The 14,679-nt window shown below is 64.4% G+C and carries 12 protein-coding genes; 7 read left to right on the top strand and 5 right to left on the bottom strand.

Annotation, left to right across the window (positions count from 1 at the left end; translation table 11 throughout):
• Window positions 1-100 precede the first annotated feature (100 nt).
• The 4 genes from AC1RR3_RS23730 (at window position 101) to AC1RR3_RS23715 (ending at window position 4,527) form a co-directional block, all read left to right on the top strand.
• Window positions 101-1,336 carry an FAD-binding protein gene (locus AC1RR3_RS23730; protein WP_492825519.1) on the top strand — a complete coding sequence of 412 codons (1,236 nt, stop codon included), beginning with the start codon at window positions 101-103 and terminating at the stop codon, window positions 1,334-1,336.
• The gene (glcF, locus tag AC1RR3_RS23725; RefSeq protein ID WP_492825518.1) at window positions 1,337-2,659 is read left to right on the top strand and encodes a glycolate oxidase subunit GlcF; all 1,323 of its coding nucleotides are present in this window, start codon (window positions 1,337-1,339) and stop codon (window positions 2,657-2,659) included.
• A gap of 85 nt (window positions 2,660-2,744) precedes the next feature.
• Window positions 2,745-3,110, top strand: a complete 366-nt coding sequence (locus AC1RR3_RS23720) for a histone (protein WP_492825517.1) — start codon at window positions 2,745-2,747, stop codon at window positions 3,108-3,110.
• Between the two features lie 409 nt (window positions 3,111-3,519).
• The gene (locus tag AC1RR3_RS23715; RefSeq protein ID WP_492825516.1) at window positions 3,520-4,527 is read left to right on the top strand and encodes a TorF family putative porin; all 1,008 of its coding nucleotides are present in this window, start codon (window positions 3,520-3,522) and stop codon (window positions 4,525-4,527) included.
• A gap of 263 nt (window positions 4,528-4,790) precedes the next feature.
• Here AC1RR3_RS23715 and AC1RR3_RS23710 read toward each other — a convergent pair whose 3' ends face one another.
• Window positions 4,791-6,548, bottom strand: a complete 1,758-nt coding sequence (locus AC1RR3_RS23710) for an ABC transporter ATP-binding protein/permease (RefSeq protein ID WP_492825515.1) — start codon at window positions 6,546-6,548, stop codon at window positions 4,791-4,793.
• 315 nt (window positions 6,549-6,863) lie between these two features.
• Between AC1RR3_RS23710 and AC1RR3_RS23705 the strand changes: the two genes are divergently transcribed.
• Both AC1RR3_RS23705 and AC1RR3_RS23700 read left to right on the top strand, forming a co-directional pair.
• The gene (locus tag AC1RR3_RS23705; RefSeq protein ID WP_492825514.1) at window positions 6,864-8,528 is read left to right on the top strand and encodes an L-lactate permease; all 1,665 of its coding nucleotides are present in this window, start codon (window positions 6,864-6,866) and stop codon (window positions 8,526-8,528) included.
• 139 nt (window positions 8,529-8,667) lie between these two features.
• On the top strand, window positions 8,668-9,066 hold the full coding sequence (locus AC1RR3_RS23700; RefSeq protein WP_492825513.1) for an META domain-containing protein: 399 nt from the start codon (window positions 8,668-8,670) through the stop codon (window positions 9,064-9,066).
• Window positions 9,067-9,197: 131 nt separating this feature from the next.
• Here the strand turns inward: AC1RR3_RS23700 and AC1RR3_RS23695 are convergent, their stop codons facing one another.
• The 3 genes from AC1RR3_RS23695 to AC1RR3_RS23685 form a co-directional block, all read right to left on the bottom strand.
• Entirely contained in the window at window positions 9,198-10,409 is a 1,212-nt protein-coding gene (locus tag AC1RR3_RS23695; protein WP_492825512.1) for a hypothetical protein, read from the bottom strand.
• Between the two features lie 220 nt (window positions 10,410-10,629).
• The gene (gene groL, locus AC1RR3_RS23690; protein WP_492825511.1) at window positions 10,630-12,261 is read right to left on the bottom strand and encodes a chaperonin GroEL; all 1,632 of its coding nucleotides are present in this window, start codon (window positions 12,259-12,261) and stop codon (window positions 10,630-10,632) included.
• Between the two features lie 118 nt (window positions 12,262-12,379).
• The gene (locus tag AC1RR3_RS23685; protein WP_254134456.1) at window positions 12,380-12,676 is read right to left on the bottom strand and encodes a co-chaperone GroES; all 297 of its coding nucleotides are present in this window, start codon (window positions 12,674-12,676) and stop codon (window positions 12,380-12,382) included.
• Window positions 12,677-12,992: 316 nt separating this feature from the next.
• On the opposite strand from AC1RR3_RS23685, the gene AC1RR3_RS23680 reads away from it, so the two are divergent.
• Window positions 12,993-13,514, top strand: coding sequence for a hypothetical protein (locus AC1RR3_RS23680; protein WP_492825510.1), 522 nt, complete (start codon window positions 12,993-12,995; stop codon window positions 13,512-13,514).
• Between the two features lie 166 nt (window positions 13,515-13,680).
• On the opposite strand, the gene AC1RR3_RS23675 is transcribed toward AC1RR3_RS23680, so the two are convergent.
• Window positions 13,681-14,466 carry a protein phosphatase CheZ gene (locus AC1RR3_RS23675; RefSeq protein ID WP_492825509.1) on the bottom strand — a complete coding sequence of 262 codons (786 nt, stop codon included), beginning with the start codon at window positions 14,464-14,466 and terminating at the stop codon, window positions 13,681-13,683.
• Between the last annotated feature and the right edge of the window lie 213 nt (window positions 14,467-14,679).

Genomic DNA, 14,679 nt, shown 5'->3' with positions numbered 1-14,679 from the left:
CGTCGATGTGACCCGTGGCGGATTCCCAACGCGCCGGCGGTGGTCGTCGGCGTCACGCCGCATTTGATTTTGGTGGCGAATTTCGTTACCCGCTAGACGCGTGGATACGCTCAGGGTTAGAGACGCCAAAGACGTCGAAGAGGTGGTGCGTGCGGCGATTGCCAATGAGCAGCCGCTCGAGATCATCGGTCATGGCAGCAAGCGCAGCATCGGCCACGCCATGGCGACCAACGCCGTGCTCGACGTTTCCGCGCTGAATGCAGTCACCTCCTACGAGCCGAACGAGCTGATCGTCACGCTCCAGGCAGGCGCGCCGCTGGCCGACGTGCTGTCGCTGATCGATGCCAAGAACCAGCAATTCGCCTTCGAGCCGATGAATACCGCGCCGCTGCTGGGCACGCCGGCATCAGGCACCATCGGCGGCATGATCGCGGCCGGCCTCGCCGGCCCGCGGCGGATCAAGGCGGGCGGGGCACGCGACCACCTCCTGGGGGCGCATGCCGTCTCCGGTTTCGGCGACAGCTTCAAGACCGGCGGCAAGGTGGTGAAGAACGTCACCGGCTACGACCTCTGCAAGCTGCTGGCGGGGTCCTGGGGCACGCTGTCTGTCATGACCGAGGTCACGCTGAAGGTGATGCCCAAGCCTGAGGCCGAGCGGACGCTGCTGCTGCGCGGGTTAGATGATGCCGCAGCCAACAAGGCGATGACCGCGGCGCTCGGCTCGCCCTTCGATGTCTCCGCCGCCGCGCACCTGCCGTATCAGGCGTTCCGGGCTGGGACCGAGGGGCTCGGCGACATCGCAGGCGAGGGCGAGGCGCTGACCGTGCTGCGGCTCGAGGGCATCACGGCCTCAGCTGCGCACCGCGCCGGCTCGCTGCGCGAATTGCTGGCGCCGTTTGGAACTGCGACGCCGATCGAGGATGCTGCGTCGTCGGCGCTGTGGGCCACGATCCGCGACGTCGTGCCGTTCGCCGCCGGCGGCGCGCTGGGAGCCCGGCCGGTCTGGCGGATCGTCTGCCCACCGGCGTCTGGCGCGGCGCTCGGCACGCAATTGGTGCGCGAGACCGGGGGCGACGTGATCTACGATTGGGGCGGCGGCCTGATCTGGGCCGCATTGCCGCCGAAGGACGACGCGCATGAACCGGCCGTGCGCCAGCGTGCCAACGCCGTCGGTGGGCATGCCACGCTGGTCCGGGCGGCCGAGGACGTCAGGCGCACGATCGACGTGTTCCATCCGCAAGCCCCGGGCATTGCCGCTCTGAGCGAGCGCGTCCGCGCCGGTTTCGATCCAAAAACCATTTTGAACCGTGGACGGCTGACGCGGGGCGCGTGCTGAATGAAGACCGAATTCTCACTGGCGCAGCTCGCCGACCCCGATATCGCGCAAGCCGACAAGATCCTGCGCGCCTGCGTCCATTGCGGCTTCTGCACCGCAACCTGTCCGACCTATGTGCTGCTTGGCGACGAACTCGATAGCCCGCGCGGCCGCATCTATCTGATCAAGGAGATGCTGGAGAAGGACCAGACCCCGACGGCCGAGGTGGTCAAGCATGTCGACCGTTGCCTGTCGTGCCTGTCCTGCATGACGACCTGCCCGTCGGGGGTTAACTACATGCACCTTGTCGACCAGGCCCGGGTCAGGATCGAGCAGCGCTATCAGCGCCCGCTCACCGAACGGCTGCTGCGTCAGGTGCTAGCCTTCGTCCTGCCGGACCCGCAGCGTTTCCGCATCAGCATGTGGCTGGCGCGGCTGGCCCGTCCGCTGGCCGTGCTCCTGCCGACGCCGCGGCCCTCGGCGACGCCCGGCCTGATCCAGCGCCTCAAGGCGATGCTGGCGCTGGCCCCGAACCGGCTGCCACCGCCGGGCCCGCTTCCCGGCAGCGTGTTCGCGGCGCTCGGCAAGAAGCGCGGCCGGGTCGCGCTGCTCCAGGGCTGCGCCCAGCAGGTGCTGGCGCCGCGCATCAATCAGGCGGCCATCAGCCTCCTCACCCGCCACGGCATCGAGGTTGTCCTGGTCCGGGACGAGCAATGCTGCGGCGCGCTGACCCATCACCTCGGCAACGACCATGATGCGCTGGCGCGGGCTCGCGCCAATATCGCTGCATGGCAGAAGGAGGCGGCTGGCGAGGGGCTCGATGCCATCCTGGTGACGGCGTCCGGCTGCGGCACCGTGATCAAGGACTACGGCTATCTGCTGCGCGAGGACACAGCGCTCGCTGCCGATGCGGCGAAGGTGTCCGCGCTCACCAAGGACATCACCGAATATGTTGCCGGCCTCGGATTGGAATCGGCTGCACGGCAAGACAACATCGTCGTCGCCTATCACTCCGCGTGTTCGTTGCAGCACGGACAGAAAATCACGGGCCTTCCGAAAGAATTGCTTTCCAAGAATGGATTCGTGGTGAAAGATGTGCCCGAGAGCCATTTGTGTTGCGGTTCGGCGGGGACCTACAACATTCTCCAGCCCGAGCTTGCGGGCAGGTTGCGCGATCGCAAGGTCGCCAACATCGCGAGCGTCAAGCCGGACATGATTGCCGCGGGCAATATCGGCTGCATGGTGCAGATTGCCAGTGGCACGTCAGTTCCGGTCGTACACACGATTGAGCTTCTCGATTGGGCTACGGGCGGGTCGCGGCCGGCACTGAACGCGCAAATTTGAGCTTTCAGAGCCTGAACTTTCCTCCCGGGGTGACGGCAGAACGACGCCCGATCGACCATTGTTCGGCGACAACAGGAGGACCACGATGGCGAAAGCGAAGAAGAAGAAAAGCAAGAAGGCCAAAAAGGCCAAGAAGGTTGTAGCGGCGAAGAAGGCGACGAAGAAGAAGGCAGCCAAGAAGTCCGCGAAGAAGTCTGCCAAGAAATCTTCCAAGAAGTCTTCCAAGAAATCTGTGAAGAAGGCCGCGCCGAAGAAGGCTGCGAAGAAGGCAGCGCCGAAGAAGGCCGCCAAGAAGGCTGCGAAGAAAGCGGCGCCGAAGAAGGCGAAGGCAGCTCCCGCGCCGAAGCCGTCAGCGCCGGTGGCAGCTCCGGCTCCCGAGCCTGTCGCCGAAACAAGCTGGGCGATGCCTTCGTCTTCTGCGGAACCGACGCCGGCCGAGGGGCAAGGTTAGGCCCTGCCCAGAGGCGCTGGGTCGTCCCGACGACCACGATTGATGACAGGAAGGCCGCGGCGGCGACGCTGCGGCCTTTTTGCATTGCGGCTTCGGCCGCCGGAGGCTGCCCTTTTTTGAGTCACCTGATTCGTAGCACGCGTGCCACGGGGCCCCGGGCCTACGTAGTATCCCGGGGCCCCGTGTGCACTTTGGAATGCAAATGATGTGATCTAGAAGCCACACAGGCTGACAACCTGTCGTGGAATCGTCAGAACGCCTAAAAAGTCGGCAGATGCCCGTGTTTTTTGCTTCACGGTTTGCATCCCGCAATCCAAATTGTCGCGGTAACGCAATTTTGCAGACAGGTCGTACGCCCCGGGGGGCTTCCGGGAAACCGACTAGGTAAGAACTGGTGATGGGGATCGAAATGAAAAAAGTGGCTTTGTTGGCAACGGCGCTGGCAATGGTGACGACGGGTTCGGCTTTCGCGGCAGACATGGCGGTGAAGGCCAAGAAGGCCCCGCCGGTCGCTGCCTTCGATCCCTGGGACATCGCCTTCGGCGGCGCGCTGGTCAGCGACTACATCTTCCGCGGCGTCACCCAGTCGAACCACCAGCCGTCGGTCGCCGCTTATTTCGAGCCGCGCTACAACATCAACAAGGACCTCCAGCTCTACGTCGGCGTGTCCGCGGAGAGCATCTCCTTCGCCAACCGCGCCGCTGCTGAAGTCGACATCTACGGCGGTATCCGCCCGACCTTCGGCGCCTTTGCCTTCGACATCGGCGTCTGGGGCTACCTGTATCCGGGCGGAAGCTGCGCCGACAACGTGCTCACCGGCGGCGTCCCCGGCGGCAACGTCTGCGGCGTCAGCACCACCACGATCTTCCTCGCCGACGGCAACGTCATGAAGAAGGACGTCAGCTTCTTCGAAGTCTACGGCAAGGTGAACTACACCATCAACGACAGCTTCACCGTTGGCGCGACCGAGTATTATTCGCCGAACTTCCTGAACTCGGGTGCCTGGGGCAACTACGCTTCGTTGACCGCCAAGTACACGGCGCCCAGCACGACCTTCGGCGCCTCCGGCGTCGGCATGTACGTGTCGGGTGAGTTCGGCCGTCAGTGGTTCGGCACTTCGGACGCCTTCTACGGCACCGGCGTCGGCACCGTGTTCGCCAACGGCATTCCCTACAAGGACTACAACACCTGGAACATCGGTATCGGCTTCACCTACAAGGTGTTCACGCTGGACCTGCGTTACTCCGACACCGACCTGAACAAGGGTGATTGCAACGCCTTCACCAGCGCGTTCAACGCCACCGGCACCACCAACGTCACCGCGATCAACCCGGGCGGCGCTGGCTCCAACTGGTGCGGCGCGGCGGGTATCGCCAAGCTCTCGTTCGACCTGACGGCGATGAGCAACCTGAAGTAAGTTTCTTCCCGAGACGACTTAACGAGGGCGGCAGAGTGATCTGCCGCCCTTTTGCTTTGGGGGAGAGGGTCGTCCTGTGAGCGCGCTCGGCCTGCATGGTTCGAGACGCGCCGCAAGGCGGCGCTCCTCACCATGAGGGTCTAGGATCTTGCCGCGAGGACAGACCTCATCCCGAGGAGCCCGCCGGAGGCGGGCGTCTCGAAGGATGGCTGCAACGAAGGTCCTATCGAGGTTACGATAGCCTCAGGCTCGGTTGTGCCGCCTCAACGCACCGCGCTCGGCTCCGCCTGGGCTGGCTCGTCCTTGCCGAGAACGTGGATCTCGCCATCCTTCACCATGGTCACCTTGCGGGTGTGGAAGGCATCCAGCGTCGAGCGGTGGCCGATCGAGACGATGGTGGCCTGCGGCAGCTTCTCCGCCAGCAGCCGGTACAGCCGGGCCTCGGATGGCTCGTCCAGCGACGCCGTGGCCTCGTCCAGGAACAGATAGTCCGGCACATGCAGCAGCGCGCGGGCGAGCCCGAGGCGCTGCTGCTCGCCAAGCGACAGCGTCCGGTTCCAGTGGCCGTCCTCGTCGAGCCTTTTTGCCAGCCGCGGCATGCCGACCGAGGTGAGCGCCTCCGCGATCTTCTCGGCTGCGATCGTGCCGTGCTCAGCGGGGTAGATCACGGCGTCGCCCAGCGGGCCGATCGGAAAATACGGCCGCTGCGGCAGCATCATCAGTCTTGCCTTCTCGGGAATGGTGATGGTTCCGGTGCCGAACGGCCAGATGCCGGCGATGGCCCGGAACAGCGTTGACTTGCCGGAGCCGGAAGGTCCGGTCACCAGCACCCGCTCCGCCGGCTCGACCATGAAAGCATCGGCGCTGACCAGCGGCTCGCCGTTCGGCAGCTTCACCAGCAACTGCGCAAGCGTGATTGCCGTGCCGTTTGATGGTGCAACGCCGATGGTGGGCTCGCGCGCCGCGATGTTGGCCGCGGAGCTGACCGACATCTCGAAGCCGTCGAGACGGGCGACGATTGAGCGCCATTCGGCGAGCGAGCGGTAGGCCGTGACGAAGAAGGACAGCGCGTCCTGCACGCTGCCGAACGCCGAGCCGGTCTGCATCATGTCGCCGAGCTGGATGCTTTTGGCGAAGTAAGCCGGAGCGACCACGACGTACGGAAAGATCGTTGCTGCCTGACCGTAGCTTGCGGTGAAGGCGGTGAGGCGCTTGGTACGACCCATGATCGCGTACCAGTTGGCAATGACGAAGCCGAAGCGGTGCAGGAGATGCCTTCGCTCCGCGCTCTCACCTTTCAACAGCGCGATCTGCTCGGAGTTTTCGCGCAGGCGGATCAGGTTGAAGCGGAAGTCGGCCTCGAAGCGCTGCTGCTCGAAATTGAGGTTGATGAGCGGGGCGCCGATCCAGTGCGTGAGCCCCGTTCCCAGGATCGCGTAGAGCAGCGCGCACCAGACCAGAAGACCTGGGACGACGATGTCGGTGCCGTATAGGTGCAGGGGCGCCCTGTTGGACAGACCCCAGAGGATGACGACGAACGAGGCCAGCGTCACGACCGACGACAGCAGACCCAGGCCGAGGACAAGCGTTTGCTCGACGAAGTTCTTGACGTCTTCGGTGATACGCTGGTCCGGATTGTCGGCCGGATCGCCCTTGAGCTGCATGCGGTAATGCGTGGCGCCGTCGAGCCATTCGCCGAGATAGTGTTGCGTCAGCCATCGCCGCCAGCGGATCTGGAGCCACTGGTTCAGGTACAGCTTGTAGACGGCCAGTGCGACATAGGTGAAAGCGAGGCCAAGGAAGATCCAGACCTCCATGACGAACTCTTTGAGATCGTAGGCCTGGAGCGCGCTGTAGAACCGGTTCTGCCATTGATTGAGCAGCACGTTGATCGCCACCAGCGCCAGCTCCATCGCGATGACGACGCCGAGCAGGCCGCGGCCAGCCCATTTATCCTCGGACCGGAAATAGGGGATGGCAATTCGCCAGACGGTCGCGAGCGTGGCGCTGATGTTCTTCACAGAGCTCTGTCTCCTGAGGGATATGCACAACGGCTCCGGTGCCAAACGGCTGAGGCCATGGCGGAAAAGCGGCGTGCTTAGACTAAAGTCGCAAGTTCTGCAATTTGCGTTGGCTTGTCGCGGCTTGCAACCCTAGCATGGGCGCAACGGCGCGGGGTGGGGGCCTCCAGGATTTCGCGAGCTTGTGAGCAGGCGGGAACCGCCGCATTCGCGAGGAATTCGCGTCCAACTCGGGGGTTATCGCTTCCAGCGTCAAGCAGGCTCGGCCGTCCACGCAAGGCTGCCTGCCCAACAGATGCGTGGGGGAGGAAGACCATGTGGAATCAAGTCTATGATCCGCTGCACAGCCCCGTGTTGTCGACCATCGCGGCGGCGATACCTGTCGTCACGCTGCTGGTCCTGATCGCGAGCGGCCGCGTCCAGGCTCATATCGCAGCGGTCATCGCCGTGATCGTCGCCAATCTGATCACGATCTTCATCTTCACGATGCCGGCGAACATGTCGATCCGGGCCTCGGTGCTGGGCATCGTGACCGGCTTCTTTCCGATCGGCTGGATCGTCCTCAACGTCATCTTCCTCTACCAGGTGACGGTCACCACCGGCCGCTTCGAACTGCTCAAGCGCGCGGTCGGCGGCGTCACCGAGGACCGGCGGCTGCAATTGCTGCTGATCGCGTTCTCGTTCGGCGCGTTCTTCGAGGGTGCCTCCGGCTTCGGCACGCCGGTCGCGATCACCGGCGCGGTGCTGATCGGCCTCGGCTTCTCGCCGCTCGCCGCTTCCGGCCTGTCCTTGATCGCCAACACCGCGCCGGTCGCCTATGGCGCGCTGGGCACGCCGATCCAGGGCCTTGCCTCGGTCACCGGGCTCGATCCCTACATCCTCGGCGCCATGGTCGGACGGCAATTGCCGTTCTTCTCGCTGATCGTACCGTTCTGGGTGGTGTGGGCGTTCGCGGGCTGGAAGGGCATGAAGGATGTCTGGCCGGCGATCCTCGTCACCGGCGTGTCGTTCGCGATCCCGCAATTCGTGATCTCGAACTACATCAATCCCTGGATCGTCGACATCGGGGCGTCACTGATCTCGATGGGCGCGCTGATCCTGTTCCTGAAGGTCTGGCAGCCGAGGCAGCTTTGGCTGTCGCCGGCGCTGCGCGGGCGCGATGAATCGGCGGCCACCATGGCCGCGGCAAAACCGCTCGACAAGACGCCGCTGACGCAGAGCGAGCTGTTCAGCGCATTGCTGCCGTGGATCATCGTCTGCATCGTGATGCTGATCTGGGGCAATGGCGGCTTCAAGACCTGGGCGAACTCGATCTTCACCTGGAACTATCCCGTCCCCGAGCTGCATCAGATGATCAACAAGATGCCGCCGGTGGCGCCAGGGCCGACCAAGGAGAGTGCGGTGTTCGGCTTCACCTATTTGTCCTTCACCGGCACGGGCATGCTGATCGCGGCGATCATCTCCGGCTTCCTGATGGGCGTCGGTCCCGGCAGCTTGCTGGTCCAATACGGTCGCACCATTCGGCTGTGCGCGATCTCGCTGATCACGATCTCGGCGATGCTCGCGATCGGCACGCTGACGCGGCTGTCCGGCGTCGACGCGACGCTCGGTCTCGCCTTCGCCGCAACCGGCGTGCTCTATCCCTTCTTCGGCACGCTGCTCGGCTGGCTGGGCGTGGCGCTGACGGGATCGGACACCGCCTCCAACGTGCTGTTCGGAAACCTGCAGAAGATCACCTCCGAGCAACTCGGCCTGTCGCCGATCCTGATGGGCGCGGCGAACTCGTCCGGCGGCGTGATGGGCAAGATGATCGACGCGCAATCGATCGTGGTCGCCTCGACCGCGACCAACTGGTACGGCCATGAGGGCACCATCCTGCGCTTCGTGTTCTGGCACTCGATCGTGCTGGCCTGTCTCGTCGGTGTGCTCGTGACGTTGCAGGCCTATGTCTATCCGTTCACGGCGATGGTGCTGAAGTAGCGGGCCGCATCGGCTTCAACGCAAATCCCCGCGAGGTTCACCCCCCCGCGGGGATTTTTGCATCCGCATTGCGCGAGCCTTCTCAATGGCGCCGCCGTCTTATAGAAGGTGCCGCAAATCAGGTCGGTCGAGAGGTTTCATGGTTTCGCTGAAGCAGATGGTATGTCTGGCGGTTGCAATGCTCGCGATGTCCACGCTCGCGCGTGCCGAGGACGGTTTCCCGTTCGGCACCGAGATGACGCTGGAGGCGCTGCCCCAGCCCGGCTCGAAGCGGATTCCGAACATCGAGATCGGCGACAATGGCGAGGTCGTGCTGGAGCTCTGGTGCAAGGGCGGCAAGGGCCAGTTCTCGGTTGCCGGCAACACCGTGATCTTCGTTCCCGGCCAGATCCAGGATCGTTCCTGTCCGCCGGCAAGAGCGCAGGCGGATGACGAACTCGTCGCAGTGTTGAGCAGTGTCGAGACGTGGAAGCGTCAAGGCGATGTGCTGACGCTGCTCGGCCCCAAGCCGCTGCGCTTTCGCGTCAACGGGAATTAGCTCGGCTCTCGTGTCCCGGACGCGGCGCAGAGCCGGGACCCAGCCTCCATCCCCGACCTCGCTTGTAGCCTTTGGGCCCCGGCTCTGCAGCGCATCACTGACGTGCTGCGCTGCGTCCGGGGCACGAGAGCTTACTTCCACACCGACTTGTCCGCATCCCAGCGCTGGCCTTTCAGCTCCTTCGTCAGCGCCTCGATCGAGCCGTTGTCGTCGGGCTGATCGCCTTCCTCGTCGGCCGAAGCCTCATCGGAGAGATTGAGCTTGGCGCCGCTGCTCTCGTCGGCGGTCGTAGTCGCGGGGCTGCCGATCCAGAGCATGAGCTTGTCGGTGGTGCCCGGCTTGTCGGGCGAGATAAGCCCTGCGACCTCGATCGTGTCGGTGAGCTCGAGGGCCGGGAAATCCTGGTTCGGCCGCTTGAACACCAGCTTGAGCTTGCCGGTCGCCGGGTTGACGCTTTGCGAGACCGGCTTTGCCGCGAGCGTCCTGCTCAGCACACCCGCCACGGCGGCCGCAAGCTTGTCCTTGTTGATCTTGTCGCCGTCGCGCCAGTCGGTGGCGGCAAAGCGGATGGTGCGGTCCATCTCGGTCATGCCCGCGGTCCAGCCCGCGGCGGTGACGCCCGGCATCGCCTTGAATTTTGCCAGCAGCGCAGCGGCGCGCTCCGGATCGACCGACATGTTGATGGTCTGCTCGCCGGCGCGCAGCGCGTCGCAGCCGACGGTGAGGCTCGCCAGTGTCACCTCGACCGCCTGGCCCTTCAGGCTTTTCAGGAACTCGGTCGCCGCGTCCAGCTTGACCTTCACCGCGATCGCCTCCGGCGAGACGTCGGTGAAATCCTTCGGCTGCGGCGTGATGCCGTCGTCCGAAGTCTGGTTGTCCTGGAATTCCTTCTCGCTCAGATCGGAATTGTCGGGCGAGGTGACCTCGGTGACGGCTTGGCCGATGCTGATCTGGCCGCGGAATTCGAATGTGTCCCCAGACTGTTTGCGCAGCAGCTTGACGCTGACGGGCGCCTTCTCGCCAAAACTCTGCGTGGTGCCCGTCAGGTTCTGGCCGGCGACCTGGAGATTGACGACGAAGCGGTCCTTGCGGTCCGAATTCTTTGCGACAGGGTAGCAGACGTCGAGCACGGCCGCCGTCACCGTCTTGCCCTGGCGCGTCTCCTTCAGGATCACGTCGGCATTGCCGTCCATCAGCCCGTCGATCGAGGTGAAATAGCGCGTCTCGGTCCCGCCCGGCGCCGTGGCCTTCGGCGACAGCTTCATCTGGGCGGAAGCGACTTCGGGCGAGACGGCGAGCAGAGCCGCCAAAAGGGCCGTCGAACAAACCAGAAGCGCGCGCATCGATGAAATCCTCGAGCAGTGGAGCATGATCCGGACCCGGAGGGCCGCGTCAGCGCAAAGTGTGAAGCGGTTTTCCGAAAAGATCATGCTCAAACAATAGAATCGGCGCCACCGTAGTGGGTTTTGGCCGCGGGTTGAATCGGAAAGCAGCGGGGCAGGGTCGGCAAAAAAGAAGGCCGCCCGGAGGCGGCCTTCGTAACATTGTCAGGTGGGAATGAGCTCAGAAGCCGCCCATGCCGCCGCCGGCGGGCATGGCGGGCGGGGCTTCCTTCTTCGGCGTCTCGGCGACCATGGCTTCGGTGGTCACCAGCAGGCCGGCCACGGAGGAGGCGTCCTGGAGCGCGGTGCGCACCACCTTGGCGGGATCGATGATGCCCTTCTCGATCATGTCGACATAGTCCTCGGTCTGGGCGTCGAAGCCGAAGGTCTCGGACTTGTTCTCGAGGATCTTGCCGACCACGATCGAGCCTTCCACGCCGGCATTCTCCGAGATCTGGCGGATCGGAGCTTCCAGCGCCTTCAGCACGATGTTGATGCCGGCCTGGACGTCGGCATTGGCGTTGGTGAGACGGCCGACAGCCTTCTTGGCGCGGAGCAACGTGACGCCGCCGCCGGGGACGATGCCTTCCTGCACCGCGGCGCGGGTGGCGTTGAGCGCGTCCTCGACGCGGTCCTTCTTCTCCTTGACCTCGATCTCGGTGGCGCCGCCGACGCGGATCACCGCGACGCCGCCGGCCAGCTTGGCGAGGCGCTCCTGGAGCTTCTCACGGTCGTAGTCCGAGGTGGTCTCCTCGATCTGGGCCTTGATCTGGCCGACGCGGGCCTCGATCTCCGGCTTCTTGCCGGCGCCCTTGACGATCGTGGTGTTCTCCTTGTCGATCACGACCTTGCCGGCACGACCCAGCATCTTCACCGTGACGTTCTCGAGCTTCATGCCGAGGTCTTCGGAGATGAGCTGACCGCCGGTGAGGATCGCGAGGTCCTCGAGCATGGCCTTGCGGCGGTCGCCGAAGCCCGGCGCCTTGACGGCGGCGACCTTGAGGCCGCCACGCAGGCGGTTGACGACCAGGGTGGCCAGCGCCTCGCCCTCGACGTCCTCGGCGATGATGACGAGCGGCTTGCCCGACTGCACCACGGCTTCGAGCACCGGCAGCATGGCCTGCAGGCCCGAGAGCTTCTTCTCGTGCAGGAGGATGTAGGCGTCCTCGAGCTCGGCGGTCATCTTCTCGGGGTTGGTGACGAAATAGGGGCTGAGATAGCCGCGGTCGAACTTCATGCCCTCGACGATGTCGACCTCGGTGTCGAGCGACTTGTTCTCCTCGACGGTGATGACGCCCTCGTTGCCGACCTTCTGCATCGCCTGCGCGATCATCTTGCCGATGGCGGCATCGCCGTTGGCCGAGATGGTGCCGACCTGGGCGACCTCGGAGGAGGCGGCGACCGGCTTGGCGCGCTTCTCGATGTCCTTGATGACGGCCGCAACCGCGATGTCGATGCCGCGCTTGAGGTCCATCGGGTTCATGCCGGCGGCAACCGCCTTGGCGCCTTCGCGCACGATGGCCTGGGCCAGCACGGTCGCGGTGGTGGTGCCGTCGCCGGCGAGGTCGTTGGTCTTGGAGGCGACCTCACGCAGCATCTGGGCGCCCATGTTCTCGAACTTGTCCTCGAGCTCGATCTCCTTGGCGACGGTGACGCCGTCCTTGGTGATGCGGGGAGCGCCGAAGCTCTTCTCGATGAGGACGTTGCGGCCCTTCGGGCCGAGCGTCACCTTGACGGCGTTGGCGAGAATGTCGACGCCGCGCAGCATGCGATCGCGCGCGTCTCCGGAAAACTTGACGTCTTTGGCAGCCATTTCTGCAGTCCCTCGTGTTTCGTGATGTGTCTTGTTTCGTCATGTGGCCGGCGGAATGATGGATGCCCGGATCGGGCGATCCGGGCATGACATTCAGCGGCCGTTCAGGCGTCTGGCCTTAGGCCATCACGCCCATGATGTCCGACTCCTTCATGATCAGGAGATCTTCGTTGTCGATCTTGACTTCGGTGCCCGACCACTTGCCGAACAGCACGCGGTCGCCGACCTTGAGGTCGATCGGGATCAGCTTGCCGGCCTCGTCGCGGCCGCCGGGACCTACGGCGACAACCTCGCCCTGGGACGGCTTTTCCTTGGCGGTGTCCGGAATGATGATGCCACCCTTGGTCTTTTCCTCGGCATCGATACGTTTGACCACGACACGGTCATGCAGCGGACGAAATTTGGACTTAGCCATGACGTTTCCCTTTGGAGGCTCGCTTCGGAAGTAGCGGAAAGTGGGTGGGGCGGCGCTACCGTCCCCCCTCTTGCCGAGGATCGAACGGCGCGCTTAGCAATCGGGCTTTCCGAGTGCTAATAGTGCGCCCGGAAATATGGCTTGGCCGCGATCCTGTCAAGCAAAGGTGGTTAAGCGATTGGTGAGGCGGATATAGGATGGTGGCATTGGAAACTCGTTCGGAGCCCAGACGTATTAAAGGACGTCATTGCTCCGGCAGCGGTTTTGCGCTTGGCTGCAGGAGGGGTGCGGCCATGGTTTGGTTCGGGGGAATGCCATGATCAGTTCAGCTCACGCGCGCACGGTCGCCAATCTGGTTGCCGCTTCTGGCTTGGCGCTGCTGCTGGGCGCCTGCGGCGGCGGCCTGAGCCTGCCGTCGTTCTCGTCGTCTTCGCCGCCGCCCGAGGCCGAGCCCGGCGCCGGCCCGGAGATGCCGGCGAGCATCCGCGCCGACGAGATCGTCGGCCGCTGGGGCCTCGCCTCGTTCCAGAACCCGGCTGACCGCGCCCGCACCGAGGCCGCGGCGAGGGCCCAGTGCAAGAACCCCTACGTGATCACCGCCGGCTCCTCCGGCGGCGTGGTCATGCATCTGGCCGACCAGGCGACGCCGCAGGAGCTGCGGCTAAAGGGTTCGCCGAGCGGCAAGAACTATATCGGGCCGGCCGGTCCCACCCCCGGTGAGCAGGACCGTGAGATCGTCTCCTTCGACGGCCGCGTCATGATCACCCGCTTCATCGACAAGGACGCCGCCACCCGCTACGGCAACATGGTCTACGTCCGCTGCGCGCCGCGGGCGTGATGTTTTGATTGTCGTTCCGGGGCGGTCCGCAGGACCGAACCCGGAACCTCGAGATTCCGGGTTCGATGCTACGCATCGCCCCGGAATGACAGCGCGAGATGAATAGCTAAAAACAAAAAAACGCCGGCTCTCGCCGGCGTTTTGTTTTTCTCTCTGCCGCGTCCGCTTAGTCGAACAGCGCGTCGATGTCGTCCTGCGAGGCGTGGCCGACGTCGCCGGCGAGCTTCGGGCCATTGAGGAGCTTTTCGTCGTCGCTGCGCTGGTCGACCGGCGCAGGCACATGGGCCTTGATCGCGTCGACGCCGCCCCAGATCTCCATCATCGCATTGATGTGCTGCTCGATGAACTTCATCGTGCCCATCACCTTGCTGATGCGCTGGCCGGTCAGGTCCTGGAAGTTGCAGGCTTCGAAGATCGAGATGACGCGCTCCTGGATATCGTCGGCCAGCCGCTTCTGCTGGTCGGCCGATTGCACCTTGGACATCGCGCTGGCCGCTTGGTCAATCGACTCGGCGGCTTCGAGGATCTGCTGGGTCGCCTGCTCTGTGCCGCCGACCACCGCGCCGAGCTCGCCATTGACCTTGGCCATCTCGCCGCCGTCGAAGCTCTTGCCGTGCAGTGTCGCGATCTCGCGCTTGGTGCGGTCGATGGCGTCGTGGATGAGGTCGAGCTCGACCTTCAGCTTCTCGCACTGCTCGATCTGCGCCCGATAGGTCTCGAGCATAGTGCGCGCTTCGGAGAGCTCATGCGCCGTGGAGGCGTCGATCGCCGCCATCGCCGCGCTGCCGGATAACGGCGCGGGCGGAGTGCCCTTCGCCATCTGTGCGCGGATAGCGCGCAGCTCCGCCATGATCTCGCTATGCATCGGCGCAGCCTCCTCAATCATTTCGGGGCTGGGCATCTCGCCGACAATAGCCTCTTCGACACGAAAACGTTTGCGGTGAATAGCCATCAGGAACTCCCCCCACCTCACTCACGCGTCTTTTTAGGCAGAAGCGATTTAACACGAAGTTCACGGCCGGAACTGTTGTGCGGCGGCGTGCGACGCGATGAAAACCGGCAGTTAACCATGCGCTTGCCGCGTTCATCGAAAATAAACGCTGATCGCCAAATTGCGGCTCGCTCGCGACGTGGTGAATCGAAACGCCCGACACGTTTACCAAAC

It is taken from the genome of Bradyrhizobium sp. GW821-FHT13H05 (assembly GCF_058804065.1).
The sequence above is the reverse complement of the archived record's forward strand: the minus strand, read 5'-3'. Positions and strand labels throughout refer to the sequence as shown.

Bases quoted from the DNA above. Each gene is read 5' to 3' on its own strand.
- AC1RR3_RS23715 (WP_492825516.1), top strand. From the start codon at position 3,520: ATGAAAAAAGTGGCTTTGTTGGCAACGGCGCTGGCAATGGTGACGACG.
- AC1RR3_RS23720 (WP_492825517.1), top strand. From the start codon at position 2,745: ATGGCGAAAGCGAAGAAGAAGAAAAGCAAGAAGGCCAAAAAGGCCAAG.
- AC1RR3_RS23695 (WP_492825512.1), bottom strand. From the start codon at position 10,409: ATGCGCGCGCTTCTGGTTTGTTCGACGGCCCTTTTGGCGGCTCTGCTC.
- AC1RR3_RS23700 (WP_492825513.1), top strand. From the start codon at position 8,668: ATGGTTTCGCTGAAGCAGATGGTATGTCTGGCGGTTGCAATGCTCGCG.
- AC1RR3_RS23705 (WP_492825514.1), top strand. From the start codon at position 6,864: ATGTGGAATCAAGTCTATGATCCGCTGCACAGCCCCGTGTTGTCGACC.
- AC1RR3_RS23680 (WP_492825510.1), top strand. From the start codon at position 12,993: ATGATCAGTTCAGCTCACGCGCGCACGGTCGCCAATCTGGTTGCCGCT.
- AC1RR3_RS23685 (WP_254134456.1), bottom strand. From the start codon at position 12,676: ATGGCTAAGTCCAAATTTCGTCCGCTGCATGACCGTGTCGTGGTCAAA.
- AC1RR3_RS23675 (WP_492825509.1), bottom strand. From the start codon at position 14,466: ATGGCTATTCACCGCAAACGTTTTCGTGTCGAAGAGGCTATTGTCGGC.
- glcF (WP_492825518.1), top strand. From the start codon at position 1,337: ATGAAGACCGAATTCTCACTGGCGCAGCTCGCCGACCCCGATATCGCG.
- groL (WP_492825511.1), bottom strand. From the start codon at position 12,261: ATGGCTGCCAAAGACGTCAAGTTTTCCGGAGACGCGCGCGATCGCATG.